A 24,114-nucleotide genomic window follows, 5' to 3' on the forward strand; every position below is an offset into this window, starting at 1 on the left:
GCTTAGCCTACCTGCACCGACAGCATGCTGATAGCGCCCATCTCAAGGCCGTCTACCGGCACGGTTACCGGCTCGCCAGCCTGACGCGCGCCCAGCACATAGAGCAGCGGCAGGTAGTGTTCCGGCGTCGGGTTCGATAGCGCCGCGTCCGGATGTTGCATAAAGTTCACCAGCGGATGCGCCTCGGTGTCGCCCTGATAGTCCAGGTTATCCCGTACAAACTGATTGAAGCGCTGTGCCCAGGGCCAGGCTTCCGCCGTCTCATCCCAGCGCACCTTACGCAGGTTGTGCACCACGTTGCCGCTGGCAACGATCATCACGCCGCTGTCGCGCAGCGCCGCCAGCTTTTTGCCCTGCTCAAAATGCCAGGCGGCCGGCTGCGTCGCATCGACGCTCAGCTGCACCACCGGGATATCGGCGCCTGGGTACATCTTGATCAGCACGCCCCAGGAGCCGTGATCGAACCCCCACTCGTGGTCGAAGCGCACCGGCGTAGGCGCGAGCGCATCGGCGATCTCCTGCGCCAGCGCGGGCGAGCCCGGCGCCGGATAGCGCGTGTCGAACAGCGCCTGCGGGAAGCCGCCGAAGTCGTGAATGGTGCGCGGATCTTCCATCGCCGTGACCGCCGTGCCGCGCGTGTACCAGTGCGCCGATACCGCGATAATGGCGCGCGGGCGCGGCAGCGTCTCCCCTGCATGTCGCCAGGCCTGGGTGTAGCGGTTCTCTTCCAGCACGTTCATCGGGCTGCCGTGACCTAAAAACAGCGCAGGCATCGTCTGTTGCATTGTTCATCCTCACTCATTCTCAATAGAACAACGATACGCCCTATAACGGTGCCGGAAACGCGCATAAACATGATGAAGAACGTCAGTGGATTTGAATAACTTTTGGCCGACACTTCTTTACCAAAAACAACTCGACCTTCTCTGGGGTTATCGCTAATTTTATGCGAATGATTATCATTAAGGAGAATGCGATGTCGGTTCCTTTGCTGCTTACCATTCTGGCTGGCGGCGCTACGTTTATCGGCGCACTATTCGGCGTGCTGGGTCAAAAGCCCTCTAACCGCATGCTGGCGTTCGCGCTCGGCTTCGCCGCCGGGATCATGCTGCTGATTTCGCTGATGGAGATGCTGCCGACCGCGCTGCGTACCGAGGGGATATCGCCGATACTCGGATACGGCATGTTTATGCTGGGCCTGGTCGGCTATTTCGCGCTGGATCGCCTGCTGCCGCATCAGCATCCGCAAGATTTGATGACGGCGCAGCGCCATCCGGCGAAGCTGCGCCGCACGGCAATCCTGCTGACGCTGGGCATCAGCCTGCATAACTTTCCTGAAGGCGTCGCCACCTTTGTCACCGCCAGCAGCGATATGGAGCTGGGGCTGGGCATCGCGCTGGCGGTGGCGATCCACAATATTCCCGAAGGTCTGGCGGTGGCCGGCCCGATGTACGCCGCGACCGGCTCGAAAAGCAAAGCGCTGTTCTGGGCCTGCGTCTCCGGCATGGCGGAGATCCTCGGCGGGCTGCTGGCGTTTGCGCTGCTCGGCCCGATGATGTCGCCGGTGGCGATCGCCGCGGTGATGGCGGCCGTCGCGGGTATTATGGTGGCGCTGTCGGTGGACGAGCTGATGCCGCTGGCGCGCGAGATCGATCCCCATAACAACCCGAGTTACGGCGTGCTGTGCGGCATGACGGTGATGGGCGCGAGCCTTGCGCTGCTGCAGGTAAGCGACCTGGGCTAAGCGCCAGCTGAAAACAGAACGGGCCGCTAAGCGGCCCGTTTTTCGTTGTTCAGCGGCGCAGCTTAGCTGGCCTGACGCGTCTCATGCGCGCGGCGATACGCCACCAGGTCTTCAATAGTGACAACCGGCATATTGTTCGCTTTGGCAAAGGCGATCGCTTCCGGCGCGTGGGCCATGGTGCCGTCGTCATTGGTCAGTTCGCACAGCACGCCCGCCGGCTTAAAGCCCGCCAGCGTCACCAAATCGATGGTCGCTTCAGTATGGCCGCCGCGCGTCAGCACGCCGCCGTCGCGCGCGCGCAGCGGGAAGACGTGGCCTGGACGATTAAGATCGCTCGGCTTCGCATTATCGGCGATCGCCGCGCGAATGGTCGTGATGCGATCCTGCGCGGATACGCCGGTGGTGACCCCTTCAGCGGCCTCAATGGTCACGGTAAAACCGGTGCCGTAGGCGCTGGTGTTGGTCTCCACCATCATCGGCAGGTCAAGCTGCTGACGGCGCTCTTCGGTCAGGCAAAGGCAAACAATGCCGCTGCCGTGGCGGATGGTAAGCGCCATCTGCTCAACGGTCATGGTTTCCGCAGCGAAGATCATATCGCCTTCGTTTTCCCGGTCTTCGTCGTCAAGCACCATCACGCCGCGTCCCTCACGGAGCGCAGCGACTGCACGTTCTACACGCTGTTCCGGCGTGCCAAATTCAGAAAGAAGCGTCTGATTCATGGTAATAAAACCTTATAAAATATATGAGTTACCAGAATCAGGGCGAGCTTAGGAGTGATGTCATCAAGACATGGCAATAACGCGAAGCGGGCGCAGCCCGGCAGATGTCGTTACCCTCTCCCATCCGGACTTTAACCGTCGGCCCCGGAATTACACCGGATCTGCTGACCTTCCCGTTGCCGGGAAGCGCTCGCGGGCTTTCAGCTAACGCTGATTTACCGCCGGTGGGGAATTTCGCCCCGCCCTGAGAATAAGCAAAATTACTATAGCGCCATTCAACAGGTCGGGCAATCAACAAAACCGCAAATGCTTTTGCATTTCCTGCCATGTCGATTTCGGGTTTAACCTTTTCGTTTCAGGCATTACACTTATCCATTATCAGGATCCACCCCCTGCTGTCCCCAGCAACACGAAACCAGGAAATCATCATGATCGACACGAAAAAAATTGAACAACTTGCGCGTCAGGTGCACGAGGCGATGCCGAAAGGGATTCGTGAATTTGGCGACGATGTCGAAAAGAAAATTCGCCAGGTTCTGCAGGCGCAGCTGACGCGTATGGATTTGGTCAATCGTGAAGAGTTCGATGTGCAGACGCAGGTGCTGCTGCGCACCCGTGAAAAGCTGGCCGCGCTGGAGCAGCGCCTGGCGCAGCTGGAAAGCCATCAGCCTTCTGCGCCCGCTCCGGCGGTCGTTACGCCCGATCCGGCAGGCAAAATCGACACCCCGCAGTAAGCTTTACGGCGGGCGCGATGCGCCCGCCCGCATGACTACTCGCCGCGAATGGTTTTGATAATGTTGGTGGTAGAGATGCCGTCCTCGAAATTCAGCACACGCACGTCGCCGCCGTTGGCCCACACCTCTTTGCTGCCCGCAATATCTTCCGGCTTGTAATCGCCGCCTTTTACCAGCAGATCCGGCAACACGCTGGCGATCAGACGCTGCGGCGTATCCTCTTCAAACGCCACGACCCAGTCCACCGCTTCCAGCGCGCCGAGCACAATCATGCGATTAACCAGCGGATTAACCGGACGGCTGCTGCCTTTCAGGCGCTTCGTCGACGCATCGCTGTTGACCGCCACAATCAGGCGATCGCCCAGCTTGCGCGCATTGGCCAGGTAAGAGACGTGGCCCGCGTGCAGAATGTCGAACACGCCGTTGGTCATCACCACTTTCTCGCCGCGCTTGCGCGCCTGCTCGACCGCGATTTTAAGCTGCGCTTCGTTCATGATGCCGAAGCCCTCTTCCGGACGCGCATGAATAGCGTTTTCCAGCTCGACCGGACTGACGGTCGAGGTGCCCAGCTTGCCGACCACAACCCCTGCCGCCGCGTTCGCCATAAAGCAGGCATCCTCAAGGGAGTCGCCTGCCGCCAGGGTCGCCGCCAGCACGCCGATCACGGTATCGCCCGCGCCGGTCACGTCGAACACTTCCTGCGCCTGCGTCGGCAGATGCAGCGGCGCTTTGCCGGGCTGCAGCAGCGTCATGCCGTTTTCAGATCGCGTCACCAGCAGCGCGGAGAGCTCATAATCCGCCACCAGCTGCATGCCGCGGCTGACGATCTCCTCTTCGTTTTTACATTTGCCGACCACCGCTTCGAACTCCGACAGGTTCGGCGTCAGCAGCGTCGCGCCGCGATAGCGCTCGAAGTCGGTGCCTTTGGGATCGATCAGCACCGGCACCTTCGCCTCGCGCGCCAGGCGAATCATGGACTGCACGCTGGCGAGCGCCCCTTTCGCATAGTCGGAGAGCACCAGCGCGCCGGCTGCCGCCAGCGACTGACGCAGCCGCTGATGGATCGGCTCCGGATCGACCTGCTCGAACCCCTCTTCGAAATCGAGGCGCAGCAGCTGCTGGTTGCGCGACAGCACGCGCAGTTTGGTAATGGTGGGATGGGTTTTGACCGCCACGAAGTCACAGCGAACGTTGACGTTTTTCAGCGTTTCGCTCAGCACGCGCGCCGCGTCATCTTCGCCGGTTAAGCCGATCAGCTGCGAGGCGGCGCCCAGCGCTGCAATGTTCATCGCCACGTTTGCCGCGCCGCCGGGACGCTCTTCGATAGCGTCCACTTTTACTACCGGCACCGGCGCTTCAGGAGAGATACGGCTGGTTGGGCCATACCAGTAGCGATCCAACATCACATCGCCTACGACCAGCACCGAAGCACGGTCGAACGCGGGCAAAGTAACTTTCATTCCAGACACTCCAGACTGCAGTAAAAATAGTGCGCGGATGATAGCACAGATGCGATCTGCGCTATCAACAGGCGCTTTAAGGTGCGCACAGCGACGCCAGCCAGCGCTGCCAGCTCGCCATCACGGTTTGCCGCTCGGCGGCGAAGGCGTCCGGCTCGACGTGGCCGGGCAGCTCCTGCAGCGCCAGATGGTGCAGCGCGTCGCGCAGCGTTACGTAGGCGTGCGTCAGCGCCTGCGCTTCCGCCTCCGGCATTTTGTCGTAGCGCGCCGCCAGTTCGAAAATGCGCACGTTGTCGGACCAGCGCGTCAGCTCGGGCTGCTCGGCGGCCCAGGCTAAGACAAAATATTGCGCGATGAATTCAATGTCGGTAATGCCGCCCTCATCGGTTTTGATCTCCCAGCGCCCTTTGTGCCTGTTGCTGAGGTGCGCGCGCATTTTTTCGCGCATCTCGCGCACCTCTTTTTGCAGCGCCTCCGGCGCGCGCGGCAGGCAGAGAATGGCGCGGCGGATAGCGTTGAAGCGCCCCGCGAGCGCCTCATCGCCAAACACCACGCGAGCGCGCACCAGCGCCTGATGCTCCCAGGTCCAGGCCTCGTGGCGCTGATAATCGTCAAAGGCGTCAAAGGTGCTGACCAGCATGCCTGCGGCGCCGGAAGGCCGCAGCCGTGCGTCCACTTCGTAAAGAATCCCCGAGGCGGTGCGCGTGCTGAAGAGATGCATAATGCGCTGCGCCAGCCGCAGATAGAACTGACGGCCGTTGATGCTGCGCTCGCCGTCGGTGACCGTCTCTGCCGGGCAGTCATGCAGAAACACCAGATCGAGATCGGAGCTGTAGCCCAGCTCCCAGCCGCCCAGCTTGCCGTAGCCCAGCACCGCGAAACCGCGCTCATGCTCGTTTTTCAGATGCTGCGGCCGGCCATAGCGCTGCACCATCATCTGCCACGCCTGCTGCACCACCGATTCGATGATAGCTTCCGCCAGCCATGTTAAGTGATCGCTCACTTTCATAACCGGCAGCGTACCCGCAATATCCGCCGCCGCAATGCGCAGCAGCTGCGCCTGCTTGAACTGGCGCACCGCCTCCAGCTGCTGCTCTTCATCATCTGCCGGGATGCGCATCAGATACTGGCGCAGCTCGTCGCGGTAGGCGTCGGTGGCGGTCGGCTGATAAAGCGTGGCGGGATCGAGCAGCTCGTCCAGCAGCAGCGGATAGCGCGCCAGCTGGCTGGCGATCATCGGCGACGCCGCGCACAGGCGGATCAGGTGCCGCAGGGCGCCGTGGTATTCGGTAAGCAGCTCCAGATAGGTGCTGCGCGTCAGTACGCCCAGCAATAGCGGAACAAGGCGGCTGAAGGTGACTGCGGCGTCGTCGCGTGGACAGACTTCGTTCAGCAGCCTCGGCATCAGCTGGTCGATCGCCAGTCGTCCGCGCGGTCCGATGGTGCGGCGGCTGATATCCTGGCGAAAATCGTCCAGCGCGCGATGCAGCGCCCGGCGCTGTTCATCGTCGAGCTGCGGCACCAGCGGCGCCAGCTCCGCATCTTCGAGCGAGTCCTGCCACATGCCGCTGAATTCCAGCAGCTCCGGCTGATCGCCGATTTCGGGAATATCTTCGCCGATTAGCTCGTCGAAAATGGCGCGCACCGCCGCCATATGCGTCTCAAGCTGCGCCGTCAGCGCGGGCCAGCTCTCGGCGTTCATCGCCCAGGCGAGCCGCGCGCGGTTAAGGGCATCGCCCGGCAGCGTCTGGGTCTGTTCGTCATTGAGGCTTTGCAGCAGATTCTCCAGACGTCGCAGGAAAAGGTAAGCGTCGCGCAACGTCGCGACCTGCTCCGGCGTCAGCAGCCCCAGCTCGCCGATGGCGGCGAGCGTCGGCAGCAGGGAACGCAGCTGTAGCGAGCGCTCACGTCCGCCGCGTATCAGCTGAAAGACCTGCACGATAAATTCGGTTTCGCGAATGCCGCCCGCGCCCAGCTTGATATTGTTGGTCAGCCCGCGCCGCCGCACTTCGCGGGTGATCATGCTTTTCATATTGCGCAGCGACTGGATCACGCTGAAGTCGATATAGCGGCGATAGATAAAGGGGCGCAGCATCTGCTGCAGCTCCTGGCTCCAGCGATCCTGATCGTCGCCCATCAGGCGCGCCTTGACCATCGCATAGCGCTCCCAGTCGCGGCCCTGCTCCTGATAGTAATCTTCGAGCGCGGCGAAGCTCAGCACCAGCGGGCCGCTGTCGCCGAAAGGGCGCAGCCGCATATCGACGCGGTAGACGAAGCCGTCCATGGTGGGCTGATCCAACACTTTGATCAGCCGCTGCCCCATGCGCGTAAAAAACTGCGCGTTATCCAGCTCGCGTCGTCCGCCGCGCGTCGCGCCGTTTTCCGGCCAGGCGAAGATAAGGTCGATATCGGAAGAGAAGTTGAGTTCGCCGCCGCCCAGCTTGCCCATGCCGAGGATCAGCATCGGCTGCGGCTCGCCCGCGCTGTTGCAGGGCGTGCCGAAATCCTGGCAGCACGCCTGGTAGACCCAGTCGCGCGCGCGGCCGATCAGCACCTCAGCCAGCACGCTAAGCTGCCGCAGGCTCTGTTCGGTGCTGGCTTCGCCCAGACACTGCATCCAGGCGACCCGCACCAGCATGCGGCGGCGAAACAGCCGCAGCGCGCGCATTAGCGCTGCCTCGCTGTCCACCGCGGCGAGATCGTCATCCAGCCAGCGCGCATAGTGCTGCCACTCCTCCGGCTGCGGCGCCTGCTGCTGGATCGCCTGCCACCATTCCGGGTGACGTTGCAGGTTCTCGGCGATGAAATCACTGAACGCCAGCGCGGCGCGCTGCGCGTCGGTTAAGGCGTCGGCGGCGACGCCAAGGCGCTCGGCCGCGCTGGCCGCCTGCGCCTGTAATTCAGCGGGTAACTCTAACAACGTCTTCTCTCCCTGATGGGTCAGATCATCGTGTCGCGCTGCTGTTCAGCCAGAACGCCGGCTGGCGGATCGCCTGGTTCGCCAGCGATCTCAGCCAGTGCTCCTGATTTTGCGCAATAGACTGTTGCAGCTGCTGCCAGGGCGCCAGCCAGACGGAAACGGCTTCCGCCGGGTAGGCGCCTGCCAGCAGGTGCACCGCCAGCAGCTGACGCGACAGGCGCGTCGCCTTGTCGTGATATTCGTTCAGCTGCTGCACGTCGCTGAAGGTCTCTTTGAGATCGGCTGCGATGCGGCTCAGCATGATGTCGCTGAAACGCTTGAAGGAGCCGTCGAGCTTCGCCTGGTTTTTAGCATCGATCCAGCGCTTCCACTGCGACTCCACCAGCCAGTGAGTAAGCGCTAACTGGGTCTCTACGGAGAGCGCCGAAAAGCTCAGCGCCTGCGCATCTTTAACCGGCTCGGCGAGGCACTCTTCCAGCGTAGTGAGCTTCTGACGCAGCTCGCTGCTCGCCTTGCGCGGCACCAGCGCGCCAAACAGCGAGAAGGCCTGACGCAGCGCTTCCAGCGCCTCGACGACGCTGCGCTGCGCCTCGGCGTTGCCGCGCAGCCAGACCTCTTCATGGTATTGCCAGTGGCTCAGGGCGCTCGACATCGCCGTCACCATCCCCTCTTCCACCGTGGCTTTCGGCGCGGCCTTCAGCAGCGGGAACGGACGCAGCGGTCGCGGCGGGTTGCCCTGCGCCAGCTGATAGCCGCGCGCCGCTTTGCTCAGGCTGCCCAGACGCAGGCCGCCGATGGCGACCAGCTCGCGGGCGAAGGCTATCATGTCGCCGCGCTGGCCGCTTTTCAGCTCCAGCTCAACTTCAAACAGATCTTCGCTCAGCGTCTCTGTGGCGACGGCGCCGCGATCGAACGCCACTTCCACTTCGCTTTCGCCTACCTGTACCAGCCAGGTTTCACGCTGGAAGTGGGTGCTAAAGAGCGGCTGCAGGCGCTGCTGCAGCGCGGCGACGTCGGTGCCCTGCGGCCAGACCTCGACCGGCAGTCGCGCGATATCGAGCTTCGCTTCGGGCAGGTCGATGTTATATTCCGCACGCTGATGCAGGCCGCCGAGCGTTTTCCCGGCGCTCTTCAGCGTCATCTCATGGTGACCGTCGACGCCGCGAATACGCAGGCCCATATCCCAGCGGCGCAGCTGGTTGTCATCTGTCTCAAAATAGATGTTGCTTAACGCCCGCGCGGCCTGATGCTGGTGCGGATAAGCGGCGAGAGCCTGCGCCAGCTTGCTGGCGACGTCAGGCGTGGCAATGAACTTTAGTTCGATTTCGATGGTCATAATTTTTTATTCAATACGCTGCTGGCACTTACGAGGATTATCTGGCGAAGAGTAATGCACAGAAGGCGGGCTGTCTCGGCTTTCTTTGCGCTTTCGCTACCCTTTTCGCAGGGAAATGAGACCAGGATAGTTCTCATTCAGATTTATGCGAGGCGGTTTCAGACTGTGCCGGTAAATTTACAGACCCCAAGCTAAAACGACATCGAATGAAAAAAATTGTAATCGCAGGCCTTACCTTGCTGGCTATCAGCACGCTCGCACCAGCCCATGCAGACGAAAAACGCTACATCTCCGACGAATTATCCACCTGGGTTCGCAGCGGACCGGGCGATCAGTATCGCCTGCTCGGCAAGCTGAACGCGGGCGAAGAAGTGCAGCTGGTGCAGACCAACAGCGATACCAACTATGGCCAGATCCGCGATTCGGAAGGCCGCACCGTCTGGATCCCGCTGTCGCAGCTCAGCGCCGAACCGAGCCTGCGCACCCGCGTGCCGCAGCTGGAGCAGCAGGTCAAAGATCTGACCGCTAAGCTGGGCAATATCGACAACAGCTGGAACCAGCGCACCGCCGAGATGCAGAACAAGGTCGCCAATAGCGACAGCGTCATCAACGGACTGAAAGAAGAGAACCAGAAGCTGAAGAACGAGCTGATCGTGGCGCAGAAAAAAGTCAGCGCCGCCAACGTTCAGCTGGATGACAAACAGCGCACCATCATCATGCAGTGGTTTATGTATGGCGGCGGCGTGCTGGGCGTCGGCTTGCTGCTGGGTCTGGTGCTGCCGCATATGGTGCCGCGCCGTAAGAAAAAAGATCGCTGGATGAACTAAGCCTTTTCCCGCGTTTTGCGTCCCCTACGAAAGGGGCATCCTTTGATGCTCCTTTTGGCATGCCTGCAATCTGGCCATTGTGTGCAACAATAGAGCAACAAGCGCGTTGAATGTTTAGCGGCGGATATGTCGTCCGGCGCGCCTTTTTATTATCTCTGGAGTTGTTGAGTGAAGACGTATTTAGTAGGCGGCGCCGTTCGCGATGCGCTGTTAAAACTGCCGGTTAAAGACCGGGACTGGGTGGTGGTCGGCGCGACGCCGGAGGCGATGCTGGCGCAGGGCTTTCAGCAGGTCGGCCGCGATTTTCCGGTCTTTCTGCATCCGCAAAGCCGTGAAGAATACGCGCTGGCGCGCACCGAACGGAAAAGCGGCAACGGCTACACCGGCTTCGTCACCTGGTCCGCGCCCGACGTGACGCTGGAGCAGGATCTGCAACGCCGCGATCTGACCATCAACGCCATCGCGCAGCGGGAAAACGGCGAGCTGATCGATCCCTTTCACGGCGAGCGCGATCTGCAGGCGCGTCTGCTGCGCCACGTTTCCGACGCCTTTAACGAAGATCCGCTGCGCGTGCTGCGCGTGGCGCGCTTCGCGGCGCGTTTCGCCCACCTTAATTTTCGCATCGCCGACGAGACCCAGGCGCTGATGCGCCAGATGGCGGCCAGCGGCGAGCTGAGCCACCTGACCGCCGAGCGCGTCTGGAAAGAGACGGAGAAGGCGCTGGCCTCACGCAATCCGCAGGTCTTTTTCCAGACGCTGCGCGACTGCGGCGCGCTTGAGGTTCTGTTTCCCGAGCTCGACAGGCTGTTCGGCATTCCCGCGCCGGCGAAGTGGCATCCGGAGATCGACACCGGCGTGCATACCCTGATGACGCTGACGATGGCGGCGTCGCTGTCGGACGAGATCGATGTGCGTTTCGCCACGCTGTTTCACGACGTCGGCAAAGCGCTGACGCCGCCGGAGAAGTGGCCGAGCCATCACGGCCACGGCGCCGCGGGCGTGCCGCTGGTAGAGGCGCTCTGCCAGCGCCTGCGCGTGCCCAACGCCATTCGCGATCTGGCGCTGATCGTCACGGAGTTTCATGACGTGGTGCATACCATCGAACGTCAGTCGGCCGACGCCTTAGTGGCACTGTTCGACCGCATCGACGCCTGGCGCAAGCCGCATCGGGTGGAGCAAATCGCGCTGACCAGCGAAGCGGACGCGCGCGGCCGCGCTGGCATGGAAAGCATGCCCTATCCGCAGGGCGACTACCTGCGTCAGGCGTTCGCGCTGGCGCAGTCGGTGCCGACCAAAGCGGTTATCGAGGCGGGTTTCAAAGGGGCGGACGTGCGAGAGGAGCTGACGCGGCGTCGTATCGCCGCCGTGGCGCAGGGCATTGCGGAGATGCGGCCAGCCTGATTGCCGGCCGCGCAGACGTTACATAAAGATGGCGTAGACCGCTGCCGCGACGATAAAGCGGTAGATGGCGAACGAGACGAACGAGATACGCTTGATCAGCTCAAGGAAGGCTTTAATCGCAATCAGCGCCACGACGAAGGCGGTCACGAAGCCGACGGCAAACATCGGCAGATCGTTCATCGTCAGGAAACCGATGCTTTTATAGAGATCGAGGCCGGTGGCGCCCATCATCATCGGCACGGCGAGGATAAAAGAGAACTCCGACGCCGCATAGCGGCTGACGCCCATCAGCATGCCGCCGGAAATGGTGGCGCCGGAGCGAGAGAAGCCCGGCCAGAGCGCGAGGCACTGGAAGCAGCCGATCATAAAGGCCTGGCGATAGGTGATATCGTCAATGCCTACGGCTTTCGGCTGCTTCGGCTTCAGGTATTCCGCCACCAGCAGCAACACGCCGCCGACCACTAGCGCGTACATTACGTTGATTGGGTTAAACAGCGTTTTGATCTGGTCATGCAGCAGCAGCCCGATGACCACAGCCGGGATCATCCCTAGCAGGATATGGATCAGCGTCAGATGGCCGCGACCTACTCCTTCATGCTTCACCTGGCCGAAGTGAATGCCGATTAAGCCAAAGAGACGACGCCAGAACATCACCACCACGGCAAGAATGGACCCGAGCTGGATGACCACCTCAAAGGTTTCCGCTTTGTCGCCTTCGAAACCCAGCAGGTGGCCGACAATAATCATGTGCCCCGTGGAGGAGACCGGCAGAAACTCCGTCAGCCCCTCCACGATGCCCAGGATTGCAGCCACCCAAAGCTGATGAATATCTGCCATCACATTTTCCTTATATCCGTTTCAAACCCATTAAAAAGGCGGTCGCGAGTCTGCTTCCGCCTGAAATTTTGCCATCGCCTGCCTGAGGGAAACCTTAAGGCTTTCGGCGGCCTGTGCGTTTCACAACGCAACGGCGCCCGAAATGACAGACAATAATTTGGTTTGGTTTCATTGTGATGGCAATCACAACGTATTCATTTAGGAATAGTCCCGCGCTCGATGCGCACGCCCACCTGGTTTGCCTGCGCCACCGCGCCCGGTTTGGCGACTTTAATGCGCACGCCAGGCGTGCTGAAACGGGTCATCAGCAGGTCCGCGATTTCTTCCGCTACCCGCTCCACCAGCGCGAAGCGCGTGCCGCTCAGGTGCGCGAGGATCGCCTCAGAGACGTCGGCGTAGCTCAGGCAGTCGTTTACATCGTCGCTGCGCGCCGCCAGCCGGTTGTCCCACGCCATTTCGACATCGAGCACCAGCTTCTGCTGAATGCCCTGTTCCCAGTCGTAAACGCCAATGGTGGTGTACACCGTGAGTTGTTCGATAAAAACGATATCCATGATGACAGTCTCTGTTTTTGGCTAAGCCGGATACCACTTCCGGCGTATAATGCGTATTATCCACGGTTCACGAAGACAAAACGACCCTAAAGGAAACGGTACGGTAATATGAGTGCTATCGCGCCTGGTATGATTTTTTTCGCGTATCTTTGCGGTTCGATTTCGAGCGCCATTCTGGTCTGCAAAATCGCCGGACTGCCCGATCCGCGTACTCAGGGTTCAGGCAATCCTGGCGCGACCAACGTGTTGCGCATCGGCGGCAAAGCCGCTGCGGCCTGCGTTTTGATTTTCGATATTCTCAAAGGCATGGTGCCGGTCTGGCTGGCCTATCTGCTGCATCTCGCGCCGCTTTATCTTGGCCTTACCGCTATCGCGGCCTGTCTCGGCCATATTTATCCGGTCTTTTTTCGCTTTCGCGGCGGCAAAGGCGTCGCCACCGCGCTGGGCGCCATCGCGCCGATCGGCTGGGATTTAACCGGGCTGATGACCGGCACCTGGCTGCTGACGGTGCTGCTGAGCGGCTATTCGTCGCTGGGCGCCATCGTCAGCGCGCTGATCGCGCCTTTTTACGTCTGGTGGTTTAAGCCGCAGTTCACCTTTCCGGTATCGATGCTGTCATGCCTGATTTTGCTGCGTCATCACGACAATATTCAGCGGCTGTGGCGCGGGCAGGAGAGTAAAATCTGGAAGCGCAAGAGAGCGCGCGAAGAAGAGAAGAAATAAAGCCGGCGATGCCGGCTTTTTTACGTCAGATAGCCGGCAGTTCCGCCAGCGGCCAGCGCGGCCGCACGCTGACGCCCAGCCCGCCGCGCGTGCCGCCCTTCAGACGCACCATGCCCGCATAGGCGATCATCGCGCCGTTGTCGGTGCAGAACTCAGGACGGGCATAGAAGACCTCTCCGCCGCGCGCCTGCATCATCTGCGCCATCCGTTCGCGCAGCGTGCGGTTGGCGCTGACGCCGCCCGCGATCACCAGCCGCTTAAAGCCGGTTTGCTCCAGCGCGCGCTTGCACTTGATCATCAGGGTATCGACCACCGCATCCTCGAAGGCGCGGGCGATATCGGCGCGCGTTTGCGCGTCGTCCGCATTCTCGCGAATGGTATTGGCGGCAAAGGTCTTCAGGCCGGAAAAGCTGAAGTCGAGTCCGGGACGATCGGTCATCGGGCGCGGGAAGGTAAAACGTCCCGCCATGCCTTGCTGCGCCATTTTCGACAGCATCGGTCCGCCGGGATAGTCGAGCCCCAGCAGCTTGGCGGTTTTGTCGAAGGCTTCCCCTGCGGCGTCGTCGATAGACTCGCCCAGCAGCGCGTATTCGCCGATGCCGGTGACGCTAATCAGCTGGGTATGGCCGCCCGACACCAGCAGCGCCACGAACGGGAACTGCGGCGGATTCTCTTCCAGCATCGGCGCCAGCAGATGCCCTTCCATATGGTGTACCGGAACCGCAGGCACCTTCCATGCGAAGGCGAGCGAGCGGCCGATAGTGGCGCCGACCAGCAGCGCGCCGACCAGGCCGGGCCCCGCCGTATAGGCGACGGCGTCGATCTGCTGCGGCTGCAGGTTCGCCTGTTTCAGCGCCGCCTGTATCAGCGGCACGGTTTTGCGCACGTGATCGCGCGACGCCAGTTCCGGCACCACGCCGCCGTAATCGGCGTGCAGTTTCACCTGGCTGTAAAGCTGATTGGCGAGCAGGCCCGCTTCGTCATCATAGATTGCGATGCCGGTTTCATCGCAGGATGTTTCAATACCCAGAATTCGCATAGCGCTTACCCCTTACTTGCGGCGCGCAGTGTAGCATAGCCACGCCTGCGTTCGTCGACGCTTTCGCTGCAAAAAGTGATTTCGTGGCGCGCAAAGAGTGCGCTATACTCCGCACCCTTGAAATAAACCGGCAGCCGCATCGGCAAACGCTCCTGTTGGTTCTTAATTGTCCATGGTGCTTTACAAACCGACTCGCGTTGGAGTAAAATGCTGCACCATTTTGAAATGTGCTGGCGCCGCAGTCAGCAGCAAAAACCGAATTTTATCGAGGTGAGAGTTACATGCCGGTAATTAAAGTACGTGAAAACGAGCCATTCGACGTAGCACTGCGTCGCTTCAAGCGTTCCTGCGAGAAAGCAGGCGTTCTGGCTGAAGTTCGTCGTCGTGAGTTCTATGAAAAACCGACCACAGAACGTAAGCGCGCTAAAGCGTCTGCAGTTAAGCGTCATGCCAAGAAACTGGCTCGCGAAAACGCACGCCGCACTCGTCTGTACTAAGTTCTTCCGGAGGTTCGCCTCCACCGCGTGTTAAACGCAGACAGAGTCAAGTAAGAGGCCGTGCTTTCCGAAAGGAAGCGCGGCTTGTTGCCGTTTATGAGCTTAAAAACTGGGGCTTATGGCTGGAAGAATACCGCGCGTTTTTATCAATGATCTACTTGCCCGCACGGATATCGTGGATCTTATCGATGCCCGCGTTAAGCTGAAAAAGCAGGGTAAGAACTTCCACGCGTGTTGTCCCTTCCATAATGAGAAAACCCCCTCTTTCACAGTAAATGGCGAGAAGCAGTTTTATCACTGTTTCGGCTGTGGCGCGCACGGCAACGCTATCGACTTTTTGATGAATTACGATCGGCTGGAATTTGTCGAGAGCATCGAAGAGCTGGCGACGCAGCATGGTCTGGAAGTGCCCTACGAAGCGGGCAGCGGTCCGAGCCAGATGGAGCGCCATCAGCGCCAGAGCCTTTATCAGCTGATGGAAAACCTTAACGGGTTTTATCAGCAGAGTCTGACGCAGACCCATGCGCGCGCGGCGCGCGACTATCTCAGCAACCGCGGCTTAAGCGCCGAGGTCATTGAGCATTTCGCTATCGGCTTCGCACCGCCGGGCTGGGATAACGTTTTAAAGCGCTTCGGCGGCAATAAAGACGATCGCGAGTCCCTGATGGAAGCCGGTATGCTGGTTTCCAACGACAAGGGCCGCACCTATGACCGCTTTCGCGAGCGCGTCATGTTTCCGATCCGCGACAAGCGCGGACGCGTAATTGGTTTCGGCGGCCGCGTGCTGGGCAACGATACGCCCAAGTACCTGAATTCGCCGGAAACGCCGATTTTCCATAAGGGCCGCCAGCTTTACGGCCTCTATGAAGCGCAAAAGAATCATCCGCAGCCTGCCCGCCTGTTAGTGGTGGAAGGCTATATGGACGTGGTGGCGCTGGCGCAGTTCGGCATCGATTATGCCGTGGCGTCGCTGGGCACCTCCACGACGGCGGAGCATATCCAGCTGCTGTTCCGCAGCACCGATACCGTGATCTGCTGTTACGACGGCGACCGCGCGGGTCGGGAAGCCGCCTGGCGCGCGCTGGAAACCGCATTGCCTTACATGAATGACGGACGTCAGCTACGCTTTATGTTTTTGCCGGACGGCGAAGATCCGGACACGCTGGTGCGCAAAGAGGGGAAAGAGGCATTTGAAGCCCGTATGGAGCAGGCGATGCCGCTCTCCTCTTTCCTGTTCGACTCGCTGCTGCCGCAGGTCGATCTGAGCACGCGCGACGGCAAAGCGCGCCTGAGCACGCTGGCGCTGCCGCTGATTAGCCAGATCCCCGGCGAGACGCTGCGTATCTATATGCGTCAGGAACTGGGTAATAAACTCGGCATTCTTGACGATAACCAGTTAGAGAAGCTGATGCCGAAGGTGGCGCCCAGCGGCGCGGCGCCGACAGCGCCGCCGCTAAAGCGCACCACGATGCGCGTACTGGTGGCGCTGCTGGTGCAAAACCCGCAGCTGGCGACGCTGGTGCCGACGCTTGAAGGGCTGTCGCAGGTAAAAATGGCGGGCTTGCCGCTGTTTGCTGAATTAGTCAGCCGCTGTACCGAGAATCCTGGATTGACTACCGGACAGCTACTAGAGTTATATCGCGGCACAAATTTTAGTCAGACGCTTGAAACCTTAGCCACGTGGAACCACATGATAGTGGATGAGGAAGTTGAAGCGGTGTTTCATGATTCGCTGGCGAGCATTTACGACGCCGCGCTTGAACAGCGTCTGGAAGAGCTGATCGCTCGCGATCGCACCCAGGGTTTAAGCGCGGAAGAGCGCCGTGAATTCTGGACATTAAGCCAGGCGCTGGCGAAAAAGTAGAATTTCACTGGGTCAGAATGTTGCGCGTAGCGAAAGGCGCATCTCTGACCCATTCGTTTCTGGGGCAATGCGCCGCAAGCCGAGGCTAAGCGACGCGATAAGCCAAGCCGGAGACGTGACGAATTTGGCATTACGCAGCGCGCGCTGTTAGCACGACTGGGGCGAAGAAGCTGGCCAGTTCAGAGCGCGCTGGCAGGGCCCGTCGGCGGTAAAGCCAGATAGTCCAGCACAGACTCTTAGCGGGCAAGGCGAGAAAGCCTACCGTTCAGAGCGCAAGGTAGCAGGGCCGTCGGCGGTGAAGTCAGTTTCATCACCGCCAGCGCGCAGCACCCGGAGCGTACTGAAGTACGTGAGGAGTGCGAGCACTGCCGGGGATGAAAATGGCGAATAAGCCAGGCCCGAAAAATATTCAAAGCGGCTTAAGTGCCGATATATGAGGGGCAAAAGCCCTGGCCGCGACGAAGGCAGCGGCAATAACACAACGCCTTCACTGTTATAGTTGGCTCGCTGCCGACCGACACCAATCTAATTAACAGAAGTGTGGATACCGTCTTATGGAGCAAAACCCGCAGTCACAGCTTAAGCTGCTTGTCACCCGTGGTAAGGAGCAAGGCTATCTGACCTATGCTGAGGTCAATGACCATCTGCCGGAAGATATCGTCGACTCCGATCAGATCGAAGACATCATCCAGATGATTAACGATATGGGTATTCAGGTGGTGGAAGAAGCCCCTGACGCCGACGATCTGATGCTGAACGAAAACAGCGCCGATACTGACGAAGATGCCGCGGAAGCCGCCGCTCAGGTGTTATCCAGCGTAGAATCTGAAATTGGCCGCACCACCGACCCGGTGCGCATGTATATGCGCGAAATGGGTACCGTTGAGCTGCTGACGCGCGAAGGCGAAATCGACATCGCCAAGCGCATCGAAGACGGTATCAACCAGGTACAGTGTTCCGTTGCGGAATATCCGGAAGCCATTACCTATTTGCTGGAGCAGTACGACAAAGTCGAAGCGGGCGAATCTCGCCTCTCCGACCTGATCACCGGCTTCGTGGATCCAAACGCTGAAGAAGATCTGGCGCCTACCGCCACCCACGTCGGCTCTGAGCTGTCTGAAGAAGACCGCGACGACGACGAAGATGAAGACGAAGAGAGCGAAGACGACAGCTCCGACGACGATAACTCGATCGATCCGGAACTGGCGCGCGAGAAATTCGTCGAGCTGCGCACGCAGTATGAAACGACCCGCCTTGTTATCAAGAGCAAAGGTCGCAGCCATGCTGACGCAGTGAAAGAGATTCAGAACCTTTCTGACGTCTTTAAGCAGTTCCGCCTGGTGCCGAAGCAGTTCGACTACCTGGTGAACAACATGCGCGAGATGATGGAGCGCGTGCGTACGCAAGAGCGCATCATCATGAAGCTGTGCGTTGAACTGTGCAAAATGCCGAAGAAAAACTTCATCACGCTGTTTACCGGCAACGAGACCAGCGAGAGCTGGTTCAAAGCGGCGCTGGCCATGAATAAACCCTGGTCAGAAAAGCTGAAAGAAGTTGAAGAAGATGTGATGCGCTGCCTGCAGAAACTGCATCAGATCGAAGAAGAGACCGGCCTGACCATCGAGCAGGTAAAAGATATCAACCGTCGCATGTCTATCGGCGAAGCGAAAGCGCGTCGTGCGAAGAAAGAGATGGTGGAAGCAAACCTGCGTCTGGTGATTTCAATCGCGAAAAAATATACCAACCGTGGTCTGCAGTTTCTCGATCTGATTCAGGAAGGCAACATCGGCCTGATGAAAGCGGTTGATAAGTTCGAGTACCGTCGTGGTTACAAGTTCTCGACCTATGCGACATGGTGGATCCGTCAGGCGATCACCCGCTCTATCGCCGACCAGGCGCGTACCATCCGTATTCCGGTGCATATGATTGAGACCATCAACAAGCTCAACCGTATTTCGCGCCAGATGCTGCAGGAGATGGGCCGCGAGCCGACGCCGGAAGAGCTGGCCGAGCGCATGCTGATGCCGGAAGACAAGATCCGCAAAGTGCTGAAAATCGCTAAAGAGCCTATCTCGATGGAGACGCCGATTGGCGACGACGAAGATTCGCATCTGGGCGACTTTATCGAGGACACCACGCTGGAGCTGCCGCTCGACTCTGCGACCTCCGAGAGCCTGCGTTCAGCCACCCATGACGTGCTGGCGGGCCTGACCGCGCGCGAAGCGAAAGTGCTGCGCATGCGTTTCGGCATCGATATGAACACCGACCATACTCTGGAAGAGGTGGGCAAACAGTTCGACGTTACGCGTGAACGTATTCGTCAGATTGAGGCGAAAGCGCTGCGTAAGCTGCGTCACCCAAGCCGTTCGGAAGTGCTGCGCAGCTTCCTGGACGACTAATTGCGTTAGCGTTAAAAAAACCCCGGCTCGCCGGGGTTTTTTATTGCCCTTTTTTCGCCGCCTGCTATTTCACGCCCTGCTGCAGCGCATCATAGAGCTGCCGGTATGCCTCGACGATCTCATCGAGCGAGGCGCGATTCAGCCCGCTGGGATTCGGCAGCACCCAGACCTGCGTCTTGCCCATAAAAATGCCCTGTAAGCCCCACTCCACCTTGCGCTGATTGAAGGCGCGCTTGAAGGCGTCTTTGCCCAGGATCGCCAGCACCCGCGGCTGATAGTTAAGCACCTTGTCGGTCAGGCGCGCGCCGCCGTCGCGCAGCTCCTCGGCCGCCAGCTGGTTCGCCTGCACGGTGGGACGCTCTACCAGCATGGTGATGCCGCAGCCGGTCTCCAGCAGACGCTGCTCCTCTTCAGGCCGGAGCTGCTCCCGGGTAAAGCCAGCCAGATAGAGCACCTTCCAGAAGCGGTTGCCGGGATGCGCGAAGTGATAGCCGGTGTGCGCCGTCGAGTGGCCGGGATTAATCCCGCAGAACAGCACCTCCAGGCCGGGCGCGATAATATCGCTGATGTTGTGCTCGCTCATGCCGCCTGCTCCAGTCCGGTACGACGCTTCAGCGCCTCGCGGCTGCGCGCCAGCATGGCCGCAGAGAGCGCCTTATCCGGACAGGCGCGCGCCAGCGCCAGCGCGCCGACCATTTCAGCCAGCAGACTGCTGGCGAGCGCCTCGGCGTCGCGCTGCCCCAGCTCAGCAAGCAGCTCGCCCAACCGCTGCAGCATCGACGTTACGCCCTGAGTAAAGATCGCCTTCGCCTCTTCCGGCAGATGCCCCACCTCGCTGACCAGCGCGGGCACCGGGCAGCCCTCGGCGCGACAGTCGCGATGCGTCTCCGACAGGTAGTAGTCGATCAGCGCGCCCAGCCGCGCGGCCGGATCCGCGCCCTGCCACAGCGGCGCCATACGCTGCGTCGAGTCGGTGAACATTTCGGCGATAACCGCCTGCACCAGCGCCTCGCGCGAGTCGAAATGCGCATAGAAGCCGCCGTGCGTCAGCCCGACGCGCTTCATCAGCGCCGCTACGCCGATGCTTTCCGTGCCGCATTCGCGCATAACCCGCGCCGCCTCCTCCAGAATGCGCTGCCGCGTGCGCGCCTTATGGCTCTGTTTATCCATCGCTCTTTTCCCGCTGATAGTTTCTGCTGTTCATAGTAATTATTACGACCATCATATTCCAGCTTGACGATACATATGACGGTAGTCATATTAACTACAAATATGACAACCATCATACAACAGAGGTTTACCATGTCAGCATCATCGCAAGGCTTTGCTTTAATCACCGGCGCATCCAGCGGCATCGGCGCCACCTACGCACGACGCCTCGCGGCGCGCGGCTACGATCTGATCCTGGTGGCGCGCGACCAGGCGCGGCTGGAGACGCTGGCGCAGAGGCTGCAACAGCAGCATCAGATTGAGGCGCGTATTCTGCGCGCCGATCTGACCGACGCGGAGGATCTGCAGCGCGTCGAGCAGGAGCTGCGGGATAATACGGCGATTACCCTGCTGGCGAATAACGCCGGCATGAGCGTAGACGGCGAGTTTATCGATGCCGATATCGAGCGTATTCAGACCATGCTGACGCTCAATATCATCGCCCCTACCCGCCTGGCGCATGCGGCGGCCAATGCGTTTCGCGCGCGCGGACGCGGCGTGATTATCAATGTCGCCTCGGTGCTCTCGCTGATGCATGAGAGGTTCAACGGCGCCTATAACGGCAGCAAATCCTTTGTGCTGACGCTGACCCGCTCGATGCAGCGCGAGCTGGAGAACAGCGGCGTGCAGGTGCAGGCCGTGCTGCCTGGCGCCACGCGGACAGAGATCTTCGACCGCTCCGGCAAGTCCATTGATGAGCTGCCGGCCGATATGATTATGGAAGTGGAAGAGATGGTGGATGCCGCGCTGGCGGGGCTGGAGGCGGGCGAAGCGGTGACTATTCCTGCGCTGGAGGAGATCGCGCTGTGGCAGGAGTATGACCGTGCGCGCGGCGCGATGCTGCCCTATCTTTCGCTGAGCCAGTCGGCGTCGCGCTATCGGGAGCGAGGGATTGATGCCTGACGCTTTTCAGGTGGGAGCGTGGGTATAAGTCAGCTTAAAGGCGGCGAAGGCAGGTTTGCCTGGCCGCCTTTTCTGTATGGAACAGGTAAAATTGGGCCGCATGTTCTGGAAATGTTTAGTTTAATCAAGCACTCATGCACTGGACGTTTTTTCAGCATCTGGCGAGTGAGTGCTGGATCGCTCTAAACAGATACATTATAATCCCCGCTCCGCTGGCCCCTTAGCTCAGTGGTTAGAGCAGGCGACTCATAATCGCTTGGTCGCTGGTTCAAACCCAGCAGGGGCCACCAAATTTTTTTATTAAATCATTCAGTTAAGCCACGCCTTATAGCGTGTCTTTTTTGTTTCTGGTACTCAATGTCCCCTTTTCGTCCCCTCATGAAAATAATTGCCTCCATCGTGGGAGCGCATCAGTTGTTACCACCGGGAGCACTCGTAGAAGATTTTCAGAATTCGGAAAAAAACCAAGAAGATTTTCGTGGTTCTATTGAAGAGTAGGTGTATTACTTTAACGCTCCCCTCGCAGAAGAGCCAACCCCAAAGTCAGTAGGTAGCCAAGCAATAAAAATCCAATAAAACCCACCAGCTTTATCAGTCCACTTTCGAATAAGAACAATGAAAGGAACGCTGCGATTGAGGCAACACCTGTGATAGTGGCAGCAAGAATATGGGCTGTACCTATCCCAACGAATCTAGCAATTTTACTTAGAGAGGATTTTACAGAGTTCATTCCCAATGCCTTTACATATCACAGGATTGCTATTGATGTATCTGATATAAGGTTCCAGCTGATTTTCAACAAGAAAATAGACCATATTAAGATTTTGAGGTGAAACTCTAAAGTAGGTCTGTGGATAATTTCGCTGCATACGTCTCGAAGCCAAAGCCGCTTCCTCAACGAGTCCCTGCCACATCAATACGTTCAAGGGCACTGAAACGCTGAAACGCACAAATTCACGATAAACCACAGCAGATACGGCGTATGGGTTCTTCTTTACTTCCCACAGATCGGATAAGCCTGATAAAACGCTCTGTCTCTCGCTGGTTTCTGTCCCTAATAGCACCGCCTGCAAGCCCGCTTCCCTGCCACGTTCTTATCACTCCATGATGCATAAGGCCTGGCATACTGGAAATATCATCCACGATCCCACGTGCAATTTGCTTTGCGTCCATACGTTTTCCTTGTAAGCAAATAATGTTCAACGTTGAGAATATCCAATCTGAAGTAATATTTCTATTGGCACCATATTTCAGCCCCTCTATTCGCCAGTTATTGTTATAAAATATTGATTTATAATATTAAAACATTAAGAGCTTCATCTTAAAGAGAGCCATTCAAAAACACATACTCAGAATTATTTACTGCTATAACAATAAGTTATGCATCCATTAGATCTTTTTTAAGATTCAATTATTGAAAATTACTCCAAGGCTGCCCCCCCCATACACTTATCGCCAGAACTCCAAGAGGCGGCGCTGCCGCCATAAAAAAACCCGCTTACGCGGGCTTTGCTTTTCAAAAGCTCTAACGCTCAGGCGCGAACCTCAGGCTGCTTCTTCGCTGTCGCTACCTTCTCGATTTTACCCGGCGTCACGATCATGCCGGTCACGCTCTCGTGCGTCTTAAAGGTGCAGCTGCAGTTGATGTTCTGGCACTGGTTGTAGCGCTCTTTGGTCTCGTTAGAGATGTAACGGCTACTGCGCGTATGGGCAGCGCTCTGACACAGCGGGCAATGCATCATTTGTGAGTTCCTCAGTAGTTGACGCACTCATTATCGCGCAACTAACTCACAAAAAGCAAATTAATTAACTATTTGTTAGTTAATCCTCACATATTCCACATCCGTGATGTCGTTTTCCAGCTCCAGCGTCGTGGTAAACCCCTCGGTCACGTTCAGATTGTGCGTCACTTTACTGATCACCCAGGCGCTGGCGTCAATCGCCGCTTTGAAGCCGCTGACCCTGACCGGGGTTTCGGGATAGAGATCCGCGCGTCCTGTCGCCAGCTGAAAGGTAAAGTGAGCCGCGCCGCGCTGTATCTCGCTCCACTTCGCCTGAGCGGCCTGCATCGCCGCCTCTTCGCTGTTGAAGACGTCCGGCAGCACCAGCAGGCTCTCTTTCGCGCCGGAAAGATAATCTCCTTCCTGCTTACCCGTTAGCCGCGGCGCGCTTTGCGCATCAGGATGGGCGACCGCAGCCTCGTTCGCGGCCTTTGCCTTGCGCTGCATCTGCACCACATGCGTTTTCGCCTCTTTTGTTGAGAGCCATCGCGCCTGCACGCCGCTATAAGTGGTGCGATCGGCAACAGTAAAATTGTGTTTATCGCCATCCTGGCGCGTCAGCGCCACCGTGGGTATGGCGCTGCCGCTGGCTAACTGGCCGCTGCCGGGCCGCAAAAAAAGCAGCCGTCCCGCTTTGATGACCGCGACCGCGCCATAGCGTTGCGCCAGACGGGTGACGAAGCTGGGATCGGTTTCGTGGGTCTGATCGATATGATCGATCTTGATCCCGGCGAACCCGTCGGCCATCTGCAAAATCAGCCCGCAGCGCTGGGCAATCTGCGTCACGATGCCGCCCAGCGTGGCGTCATGGTAAGAGAGGTCGCGCGCCTTGCCCAGCTCCCCGCGAAAATCGACGCTGCGCGCCACAATGGTCAGCACATCGGGCGCGCCGCCGTGGCTCACCTGATCGACCGTATAGTCGCCCTTGTTGTGCAGCTGGCCAGCCCAGCCCAGGAACAGCGACACGACCGTGCCGCGCTGCGGCAGCTGCAGCAGACCGTCGCTGTCGTCCAGAGTAAGGTTCAGCGTATCCGCTTCGAAGCCGCGATTATCGCTAAGCGTCAGCGAGATCAGCCGATCGCGCAGATTGGGCGTCACATCCTTGCTGCCGATCCACAGCATAAAATCGGGCGCCGGCCGGCTGCCCGCCTTAATCGCCATCGCGCC

The 24,114-nt window shown here is 59.2% G+C and carries 22 protein-coding genes, 1 tRNA gene and 1 riboswitch; of the genes, 10 read left to right on the forward strand and 13 right to left on the reverse strand.

Translation table 11 applies throughout. The annotated features are described in order from the left end of the window. Positions 1-2 precede the first annotated feature (2 nt). Positions 3-785 carry a 4,5-DOPA-extradiol-dioxygenase gene (gene ygiD, locus HA46_RS07495; protein WP_084883407.1) on the reverse strand — a complete coding sequence of 261 codons (783 nt, stop codon included), beginning with the start codon at positions 783-785 and terminating at the stop codon, positions 3-5. Positions 786-976: 191 nt separating this feature from the next. Between ygiD and zupT the strand changes: the two genes are divergently transcribed. Continuing rightward, positions 977-1,744: a zinc transporter ZupT gene (gene zupT / locus HA46_RS07500; RefSeq protein ID WP_033792236.1), complete on the forward strand. Its 768-nt coding sequence runs from the start codon at positions 977-979 to the stop codon at positions 1,742-1,744. A gap of 62 nt (positions 1,745-1,806) precedes the next feature. Here the strand turns inward: zupT and ribB are convergent, their stop codons facing one another. Then, positions 1,807-2,463, reverse strand: coding sequence for a 3,4-dihydroxy-2-butanone-4-phosphate synthase (gene ribB, locus HA46_RS07505; protein ID WP_084883410.1), 657 nt, complete (start codon positions 2,461-2,463; stop codon positions 1,807-1,809). A gap of 108 nt (positions 2,464-2,571) precedes the next feature. Continuing rightward, positions 2,572-2,719, reverse strand: a riboswitch (FMN riboswitch). Positions 2,720-2,891: 172 nt separating this feature from the next. Between ribB and ubiK the strand changes: the two genes are divergently transcribed. Further along, entirely contained in the window at positions 2,892-3,197 is a 306-nt protein-coding gene (ubiK, locus tag HA46_RS07510; protein ID WP_033752486.1) for a ubiquinone biosynthesis accessory factor UbiK, read from the forward strand. 35 nt (positions 3,198-3,232) lie between these two features. On the opposite strand, the gene hldE is transcribed toward ubiK, so the two are convergent. The 3 genes from hldE to HA46_RS07525 form a co-directional block, all read right to left on the reverse strand. Further along, on the reverse strand, positions 3,233-4,657 hold the full coding sequence (hldE, locus tag HA46_RS07515) for a bifunctional D-glycero-beta-D-manno-heptose-7-phosphate kinase/D-glycero-beta-D-manno-heptose 1-phosphate adenylyltransferase HldE (RefSeq protein ID WP_084883413.1): 1,425 nt from the start codon (positions 4,655-4,657) through the stop codon (positions 3,233-3,235). Positions 4,658-4,733: 76 nt separating this feature from the next. Then, positions 4,734-7,577 (reverse strand): bifunctional [glutamate--ammonia ligase]-adenylyl-L-tyrosine phosphorylase/[glutamate--ammonia-ligase] adenylyltransferase, encoded by a 2,844-nt coding sequence (gene glnE / locus HA46_RS07520; RefSeq protein ID WP_084883415.1) that lies wholly within the window; start codon positions 7,575-7,577, stop codon positions 4,734-4,736. 25 nt (positions 7,578-7,602) lie between these two features. After that, positions 7,603-8,913, reverse strand: a complete 1,311-nt coding sequence (locus HA46_RS07525; protein ID WP_084883418.1) for a CYTH domain-containing protein — start codon at positions 8,911-8,913, stop codon at positions 7,603-7,605. 206 nt (positions 8,914-9,119) lie between these two features. Between HA46_RS07525 and HA46_RS07530 the strand changes: the two genes are divergently transcribed. Together HA46_RS07530 and HA46_RS07535 are read left to right on the forward strand one after the other, a co-directional pair. Continuing rightward, the gene (locus tag HA46_RS07530; protein ID WP_084883421.1) at positions 9,120-9,740 is read left to right on the forward strand and encodes a TIGR04211 family SH3 domain-containing protein; all 621 of its coding nucleotides are present in this window, start codon (positions 9,120-9,122) and stop codon (positions 9,738-9,740) included. Between the two features lie 168 nt (positions 9,741-9,908). Next, positions 9,909-11,141 (forward strand): multifunctional CCA addition/repair protein, encoded by a 1,233-nt coding sequence (locus HA46_RS07535; protein WP_084883424.1) that lies wholly within the window; start codon positions 9,909-9,911, stop codon positions 11,139-11,141. A gap of 18 nt (positions 11,142-11,159) precedes the next feature. Here the strand turns inward: HA46_RS07535 and bacA are convergent, their stop codons facing one another. Then, on the reverse strand, positions 11,160-11,978 hold the full coding sequence (bacA, locus tag HA46_RS07540; RefSeq protein WP_033792242.1) for an undecaprenyl-diphosphate phosphatase: 819 nt from the start codon (positions 11,976-11,978) through the stop codon (positions 11,160-11,162). Positions 11,979-12,172: 194 nt separating this feature from the next. Then, the gene (folB, locus tag HA46_RS07545) at positions 12,173-12,532 is read right to left on the reverse strand and encodes a bifunctional dihydroneopterin aldolase/7,8-dihydroneopterin epimerase (RefSeq protein ID WP_084883427.1); all 360 of its coding nucleotides are present in this window, start codon (positions 12,530-12,532) and stop codon (positions 12,173-12,175) included. 108 nt (positions 12,533-12,640) lie between these two features. Here folB and plsY point away from each other — a divergent pair, with 108 nt between their 5' ends. Next, complete coding sequence (gene plsY / locus HA46_RS07550; protein ID WP_033792244.1) at positions 12,641-13,255, forward strand: glycerol-3-phosphate 1-O-acyltransferase PlsY; 615 nt, start codon at positions 12,641-12,643, stop codon at positions 13,253-13,255. A gap of 25 nt (positions 13,256-13,280) precedes the next feature. Here the strand turns inward: plsY and tsaD are convergent, their stop codons facing one another. Further along, positions 13,281-14,294 (reverse strand): tRNA (adenosine(37)-N6)-threonylcarbamoyltransferase complex transferase subunit TsaD, encoded by a 1,014-nt coding sequence (gene tsaD, locus HA46_RS07555; RefSeq protein ID WP_033792245.1) that lies wholly within the window; start codon positions 14,292-14,294, stop codon positions 13,281-13,283. Positions 14,295-14,575: 281 nt separating this feature from the next. On the opposite strand from tsaD, the gene rpsU reads away from it, so the two are divergent. From rpsU to rpoD, 3 genes are all read left to right on the forward strand, one after another. Then, positions 14,576-14,791, forward strand: coding sequence for a 30S ribosomal protein S21 (gene rpsU, locus HA46_RS07560; protein WP_001144069.1), 216 nt, complete (start codon positions 14,576-14,578; stop codon positions 14,789-14,791). 118 nt (positions 14,792-14,909) lie between these two features. Continuing rightward, positions 14,910-16,655, forward strand: coding sequence for a DNA primase (gene dnaG / locus HA46_RS07565; RefSeq protein WP_033792246.1), 1,746 nt, complete (start codon positions 14,910-14,912; stop codon positions 16,653-16,655). Between the two features lie 554 nt (positions 16,656-17,209). After that, a complete protein-coding gene (gene rpoD / locus HA46_RS07570) occupies positions 17,210-19,054 on the forward strand; it encodes an RNA polymerase sigma factor RpoD (RefSeq protein ID WP_033792247.1) in 1,845 nt (614 codons plus the stop codon). Positions 19,055-19,118: 64 nt separating this feature from the next. Here rpoD and mug read toward each other — a convergent pair whose 3' ends face one another. Both mug and HA46_RS07580 read right to left on the reverse strand, forming a co-directional pair. Continuing rightward, on the reverse strand, positions 19,119-19,637 hold the full coding sequence (gene mug / locus HA46_RS07575) for a G/U mismatch-specific DNA glycosylase (protein ID WP_033792248.1): 519 nt from the start codon (positions 19,635-19,637) through the stop codon (positions 19,119-19,121). Beyond that, a complete protein-coding gene (locus HA46_RS07580) occupies positions 19,634-20,224 on the reverse strand; it encodes a TetR/AcrR family transcriptional regulator (RefSeq protein ID WP_084883430.1) in 591 nt (196 codons plus the stop codon). Before HA46_RS07580 ends, mug begins: the two co-directional genes overlap by 4 nt. Before the next feature lie 132 nt (positions 20,225-20,356). On the opposite strand from HA46_RS07580, the gene HA46_RS07585 reads away from it, so the two are divergent. Both HA46_RS07585 and HA46_RS07590 read left to right on the forward strand, forming a co-directional pair. Next, complete coding sequence (locus HA46_RS07585) at positions 20,357-21,166, forward strand: SDR family NAD(P)-dependent oxidoreductase (RefSeq protein WP_084883433.1); 810 nt, start codon at positions 20,357-20,359, stop codon at positions 21,164-21,166. Between the two features lie 214 nt (positions 21,167-21,380). Further along, positions 21,381-21,456, forward strand: a tRNA-Ile gene (locus HA46_RS07590). 411 nt (positions 21,457-21,867) lie between these two features. Here the strand turns inward: HA46_RS07590 and HA46_RS07600 are convergent. The 3 genes from HA46_RS07600 to HA46_RS07610 all read right to left on the reverse strand — a co-directional run bounded on the left by HA46_RS07600 (position 21,868) and on the right by HA46_RS07610 (position 24,108). Then, positions 21,868-22,239 carry a hypothetical protein gene (locus HA46_RS07600; RefSeq protein WP_084883439.1) on the reverse strand — a complete coding sequence of 124 codons (372 nt, stop codon included), beginning with the start codon at positions 22,237-22,239 and terminating at the stop codon, positions 21,868-21,870. A 459-nt stretch (positions 22,240-22,698) separates the two neighbouring features. Further along, complete coding sequence (locus HA46_RS07605) at positions 22,699-22,908, reverse strand: ogr/Delta-like zinc finger family protein (RefSeq protein WP_084883443.1); 210 nt, start codon at positions 22,906-22,908, stop codon at positions 22,699-22,701. Between the two features lie 75 nt (positions 22,909-22,983). Continuing rightward, positions 22,984-24,108 (reverse strand): contractile injection system protein, VgrG/Pvc8 family, encoded by a 1,125-nt coding sequence (locus HA46_RS07610; RefSeq protein WP_084883446.1) that lies wholly within the window; start codon positions 24,106-24,108, stop codon positions 22,984-22,986. Positions 24,109-24,114 lie beyond the last annotated feature (6 nt).

Origin of the sequence: Pantoea septica, assembly GCF_002095575.1 — a bacterium.
In the GTDB taxonomy this organism is placed as follows: domain Bacteria; phylum Pseudomonadota; class Gammaproteobacteria; order Enterobacterales; family Enterobacteriaceae; genus Pantoea; species Pantoea septica.

Excerpts from the sequence above, each read along its gene's own strand:
- tsaD (WP_033792245.1), bottom strand. The coding sequence starts at position 14,294 with ATGCGAATTCTGGGTATTGAAACATCCTGCGATGAAACCGGCATCGCA.
- HA46_RS07530 (WP_084883421.1), top strand. The coding sequence starts at position 9,120 with ATGAAAAAAATTGTAATCGCAGGCCTTACCTTGCTGGCTATCAGCACG.
- HA46_RS07525 (WP_084883418.1), bottom strand. The coding sequence starts at position 8,913 with ATGACCATCGAAATCGAACTAAAGTTCATTGCCACGCCTGACGTCGCC.
- rpsU (WP_001144069.1), top strand. The coding sequence starts at position 14,576 with ATGCCGGTAATTAAAGTACGTGAAAACGAGCCATTCGACGTAGCACTG.
- plsY (WP_033792244.1), top strand. The coding sequence starts at position 12,641 with ATGAGTGCTATCGCGCCTGGTATGATTTTTTTCGCGTATCTTTGCGGT.
- ygiD (WP_084883407.1), bottom strand. The coding sequence starts at position 785 with ATGCAACAGACGATGCCTGCGCTGTTTTTAGGTCACGGCAGCCCGATG.
- folB (WP_084883427.1), bottom strand. The coding sequence starts at position 12,532 with ATGGATATCGTTTTTATCGAACAACTCACGGTGTACACCACCATTGGC.
- HA46_RS07580 (WP_084883430.1), bottom strand. The coding sequence starts at position 20,224 with ATGGATAAACAGAGCCATAAGGCGCGCACGCGGCAGCGCATTCTGGAG.
- HA46_RS07610 (WP_084883446.1), bottom strand. The coding sequence starts at position 24,108 with ATGGCGATTAAGGCGGGCAGCCGGCCGGCGCCCGATTTTATGCTGTGG.
- rpoD (WP_033792247.1), top strand. The coding sequence starts at position 17,210 with ATGGAGCAAAACCCGCAGTCACAGCTTAAGCTGCTTGTCACCCGTGGT.
- hldE (WP_084883413.1), bottom strand. The coding sequence starts at position 4,657 with ATGAAAGTTACTTTGCCCGCGTTCGACCGTGCTTCGGTGCTGGTCGTA.
- HA46_RS07605 (WP_084883443.1), bottom strand. The coding sequence starts at position 22,908 with ATGATGCATTGCCCGCTGTGTCAGAGCGCTGCCCATACGCGCAGTAGC.
- mug (WP_033792248.1), bottom strand. The coding sequence starts at position 19,637 with ATGAGCGAGCACAACATCAGCGATATTATCGCGCCCGGCCTGGAGGTG.
- HA46_RS07585 (WP_084883433.1), top strand. The coding sequence starts at position 20,357 with ATGTCAGCATCATCGCAAGGCTTTGCTTTAATCACCGGCGCATCCAGC.
- zupT (WP_033792236.1), top strand. The coding sequence starts at position 977 with ATGTCGGTTCCTTTGCTGCTTACCATTCTGGCTGGCGGCGCTACGTTT.
- ribB (WP_084883410.1), bottom strand. The coding sequence starts at position 2,463 with ATGAATCAGACGCTTCTTTCTGAATTTGGCACGCCGGAACAGCGTGTA.
- bacA (WP_033792242.1), bottom strand. The coding sequence starts at position 11,978 with ATGGCAGATATTCATCAGCTTTGGGTGGCTGCAATCCTGGGCATCGTG.
- dnaG (WP_033792246.1), top strand. The coding sequence starts at position 14,910 with ATGGCTGGAAGAATACCGCGCGTTTTTATCAATGATCTACTTGCCCGC.
- ubiK (WP_033752486.1), top strand. The coding sequence starts at position 2,892 with ATGATCGACACGAAAAAAATTGAACAACTTGCGCGTCAGGTGCACGAG.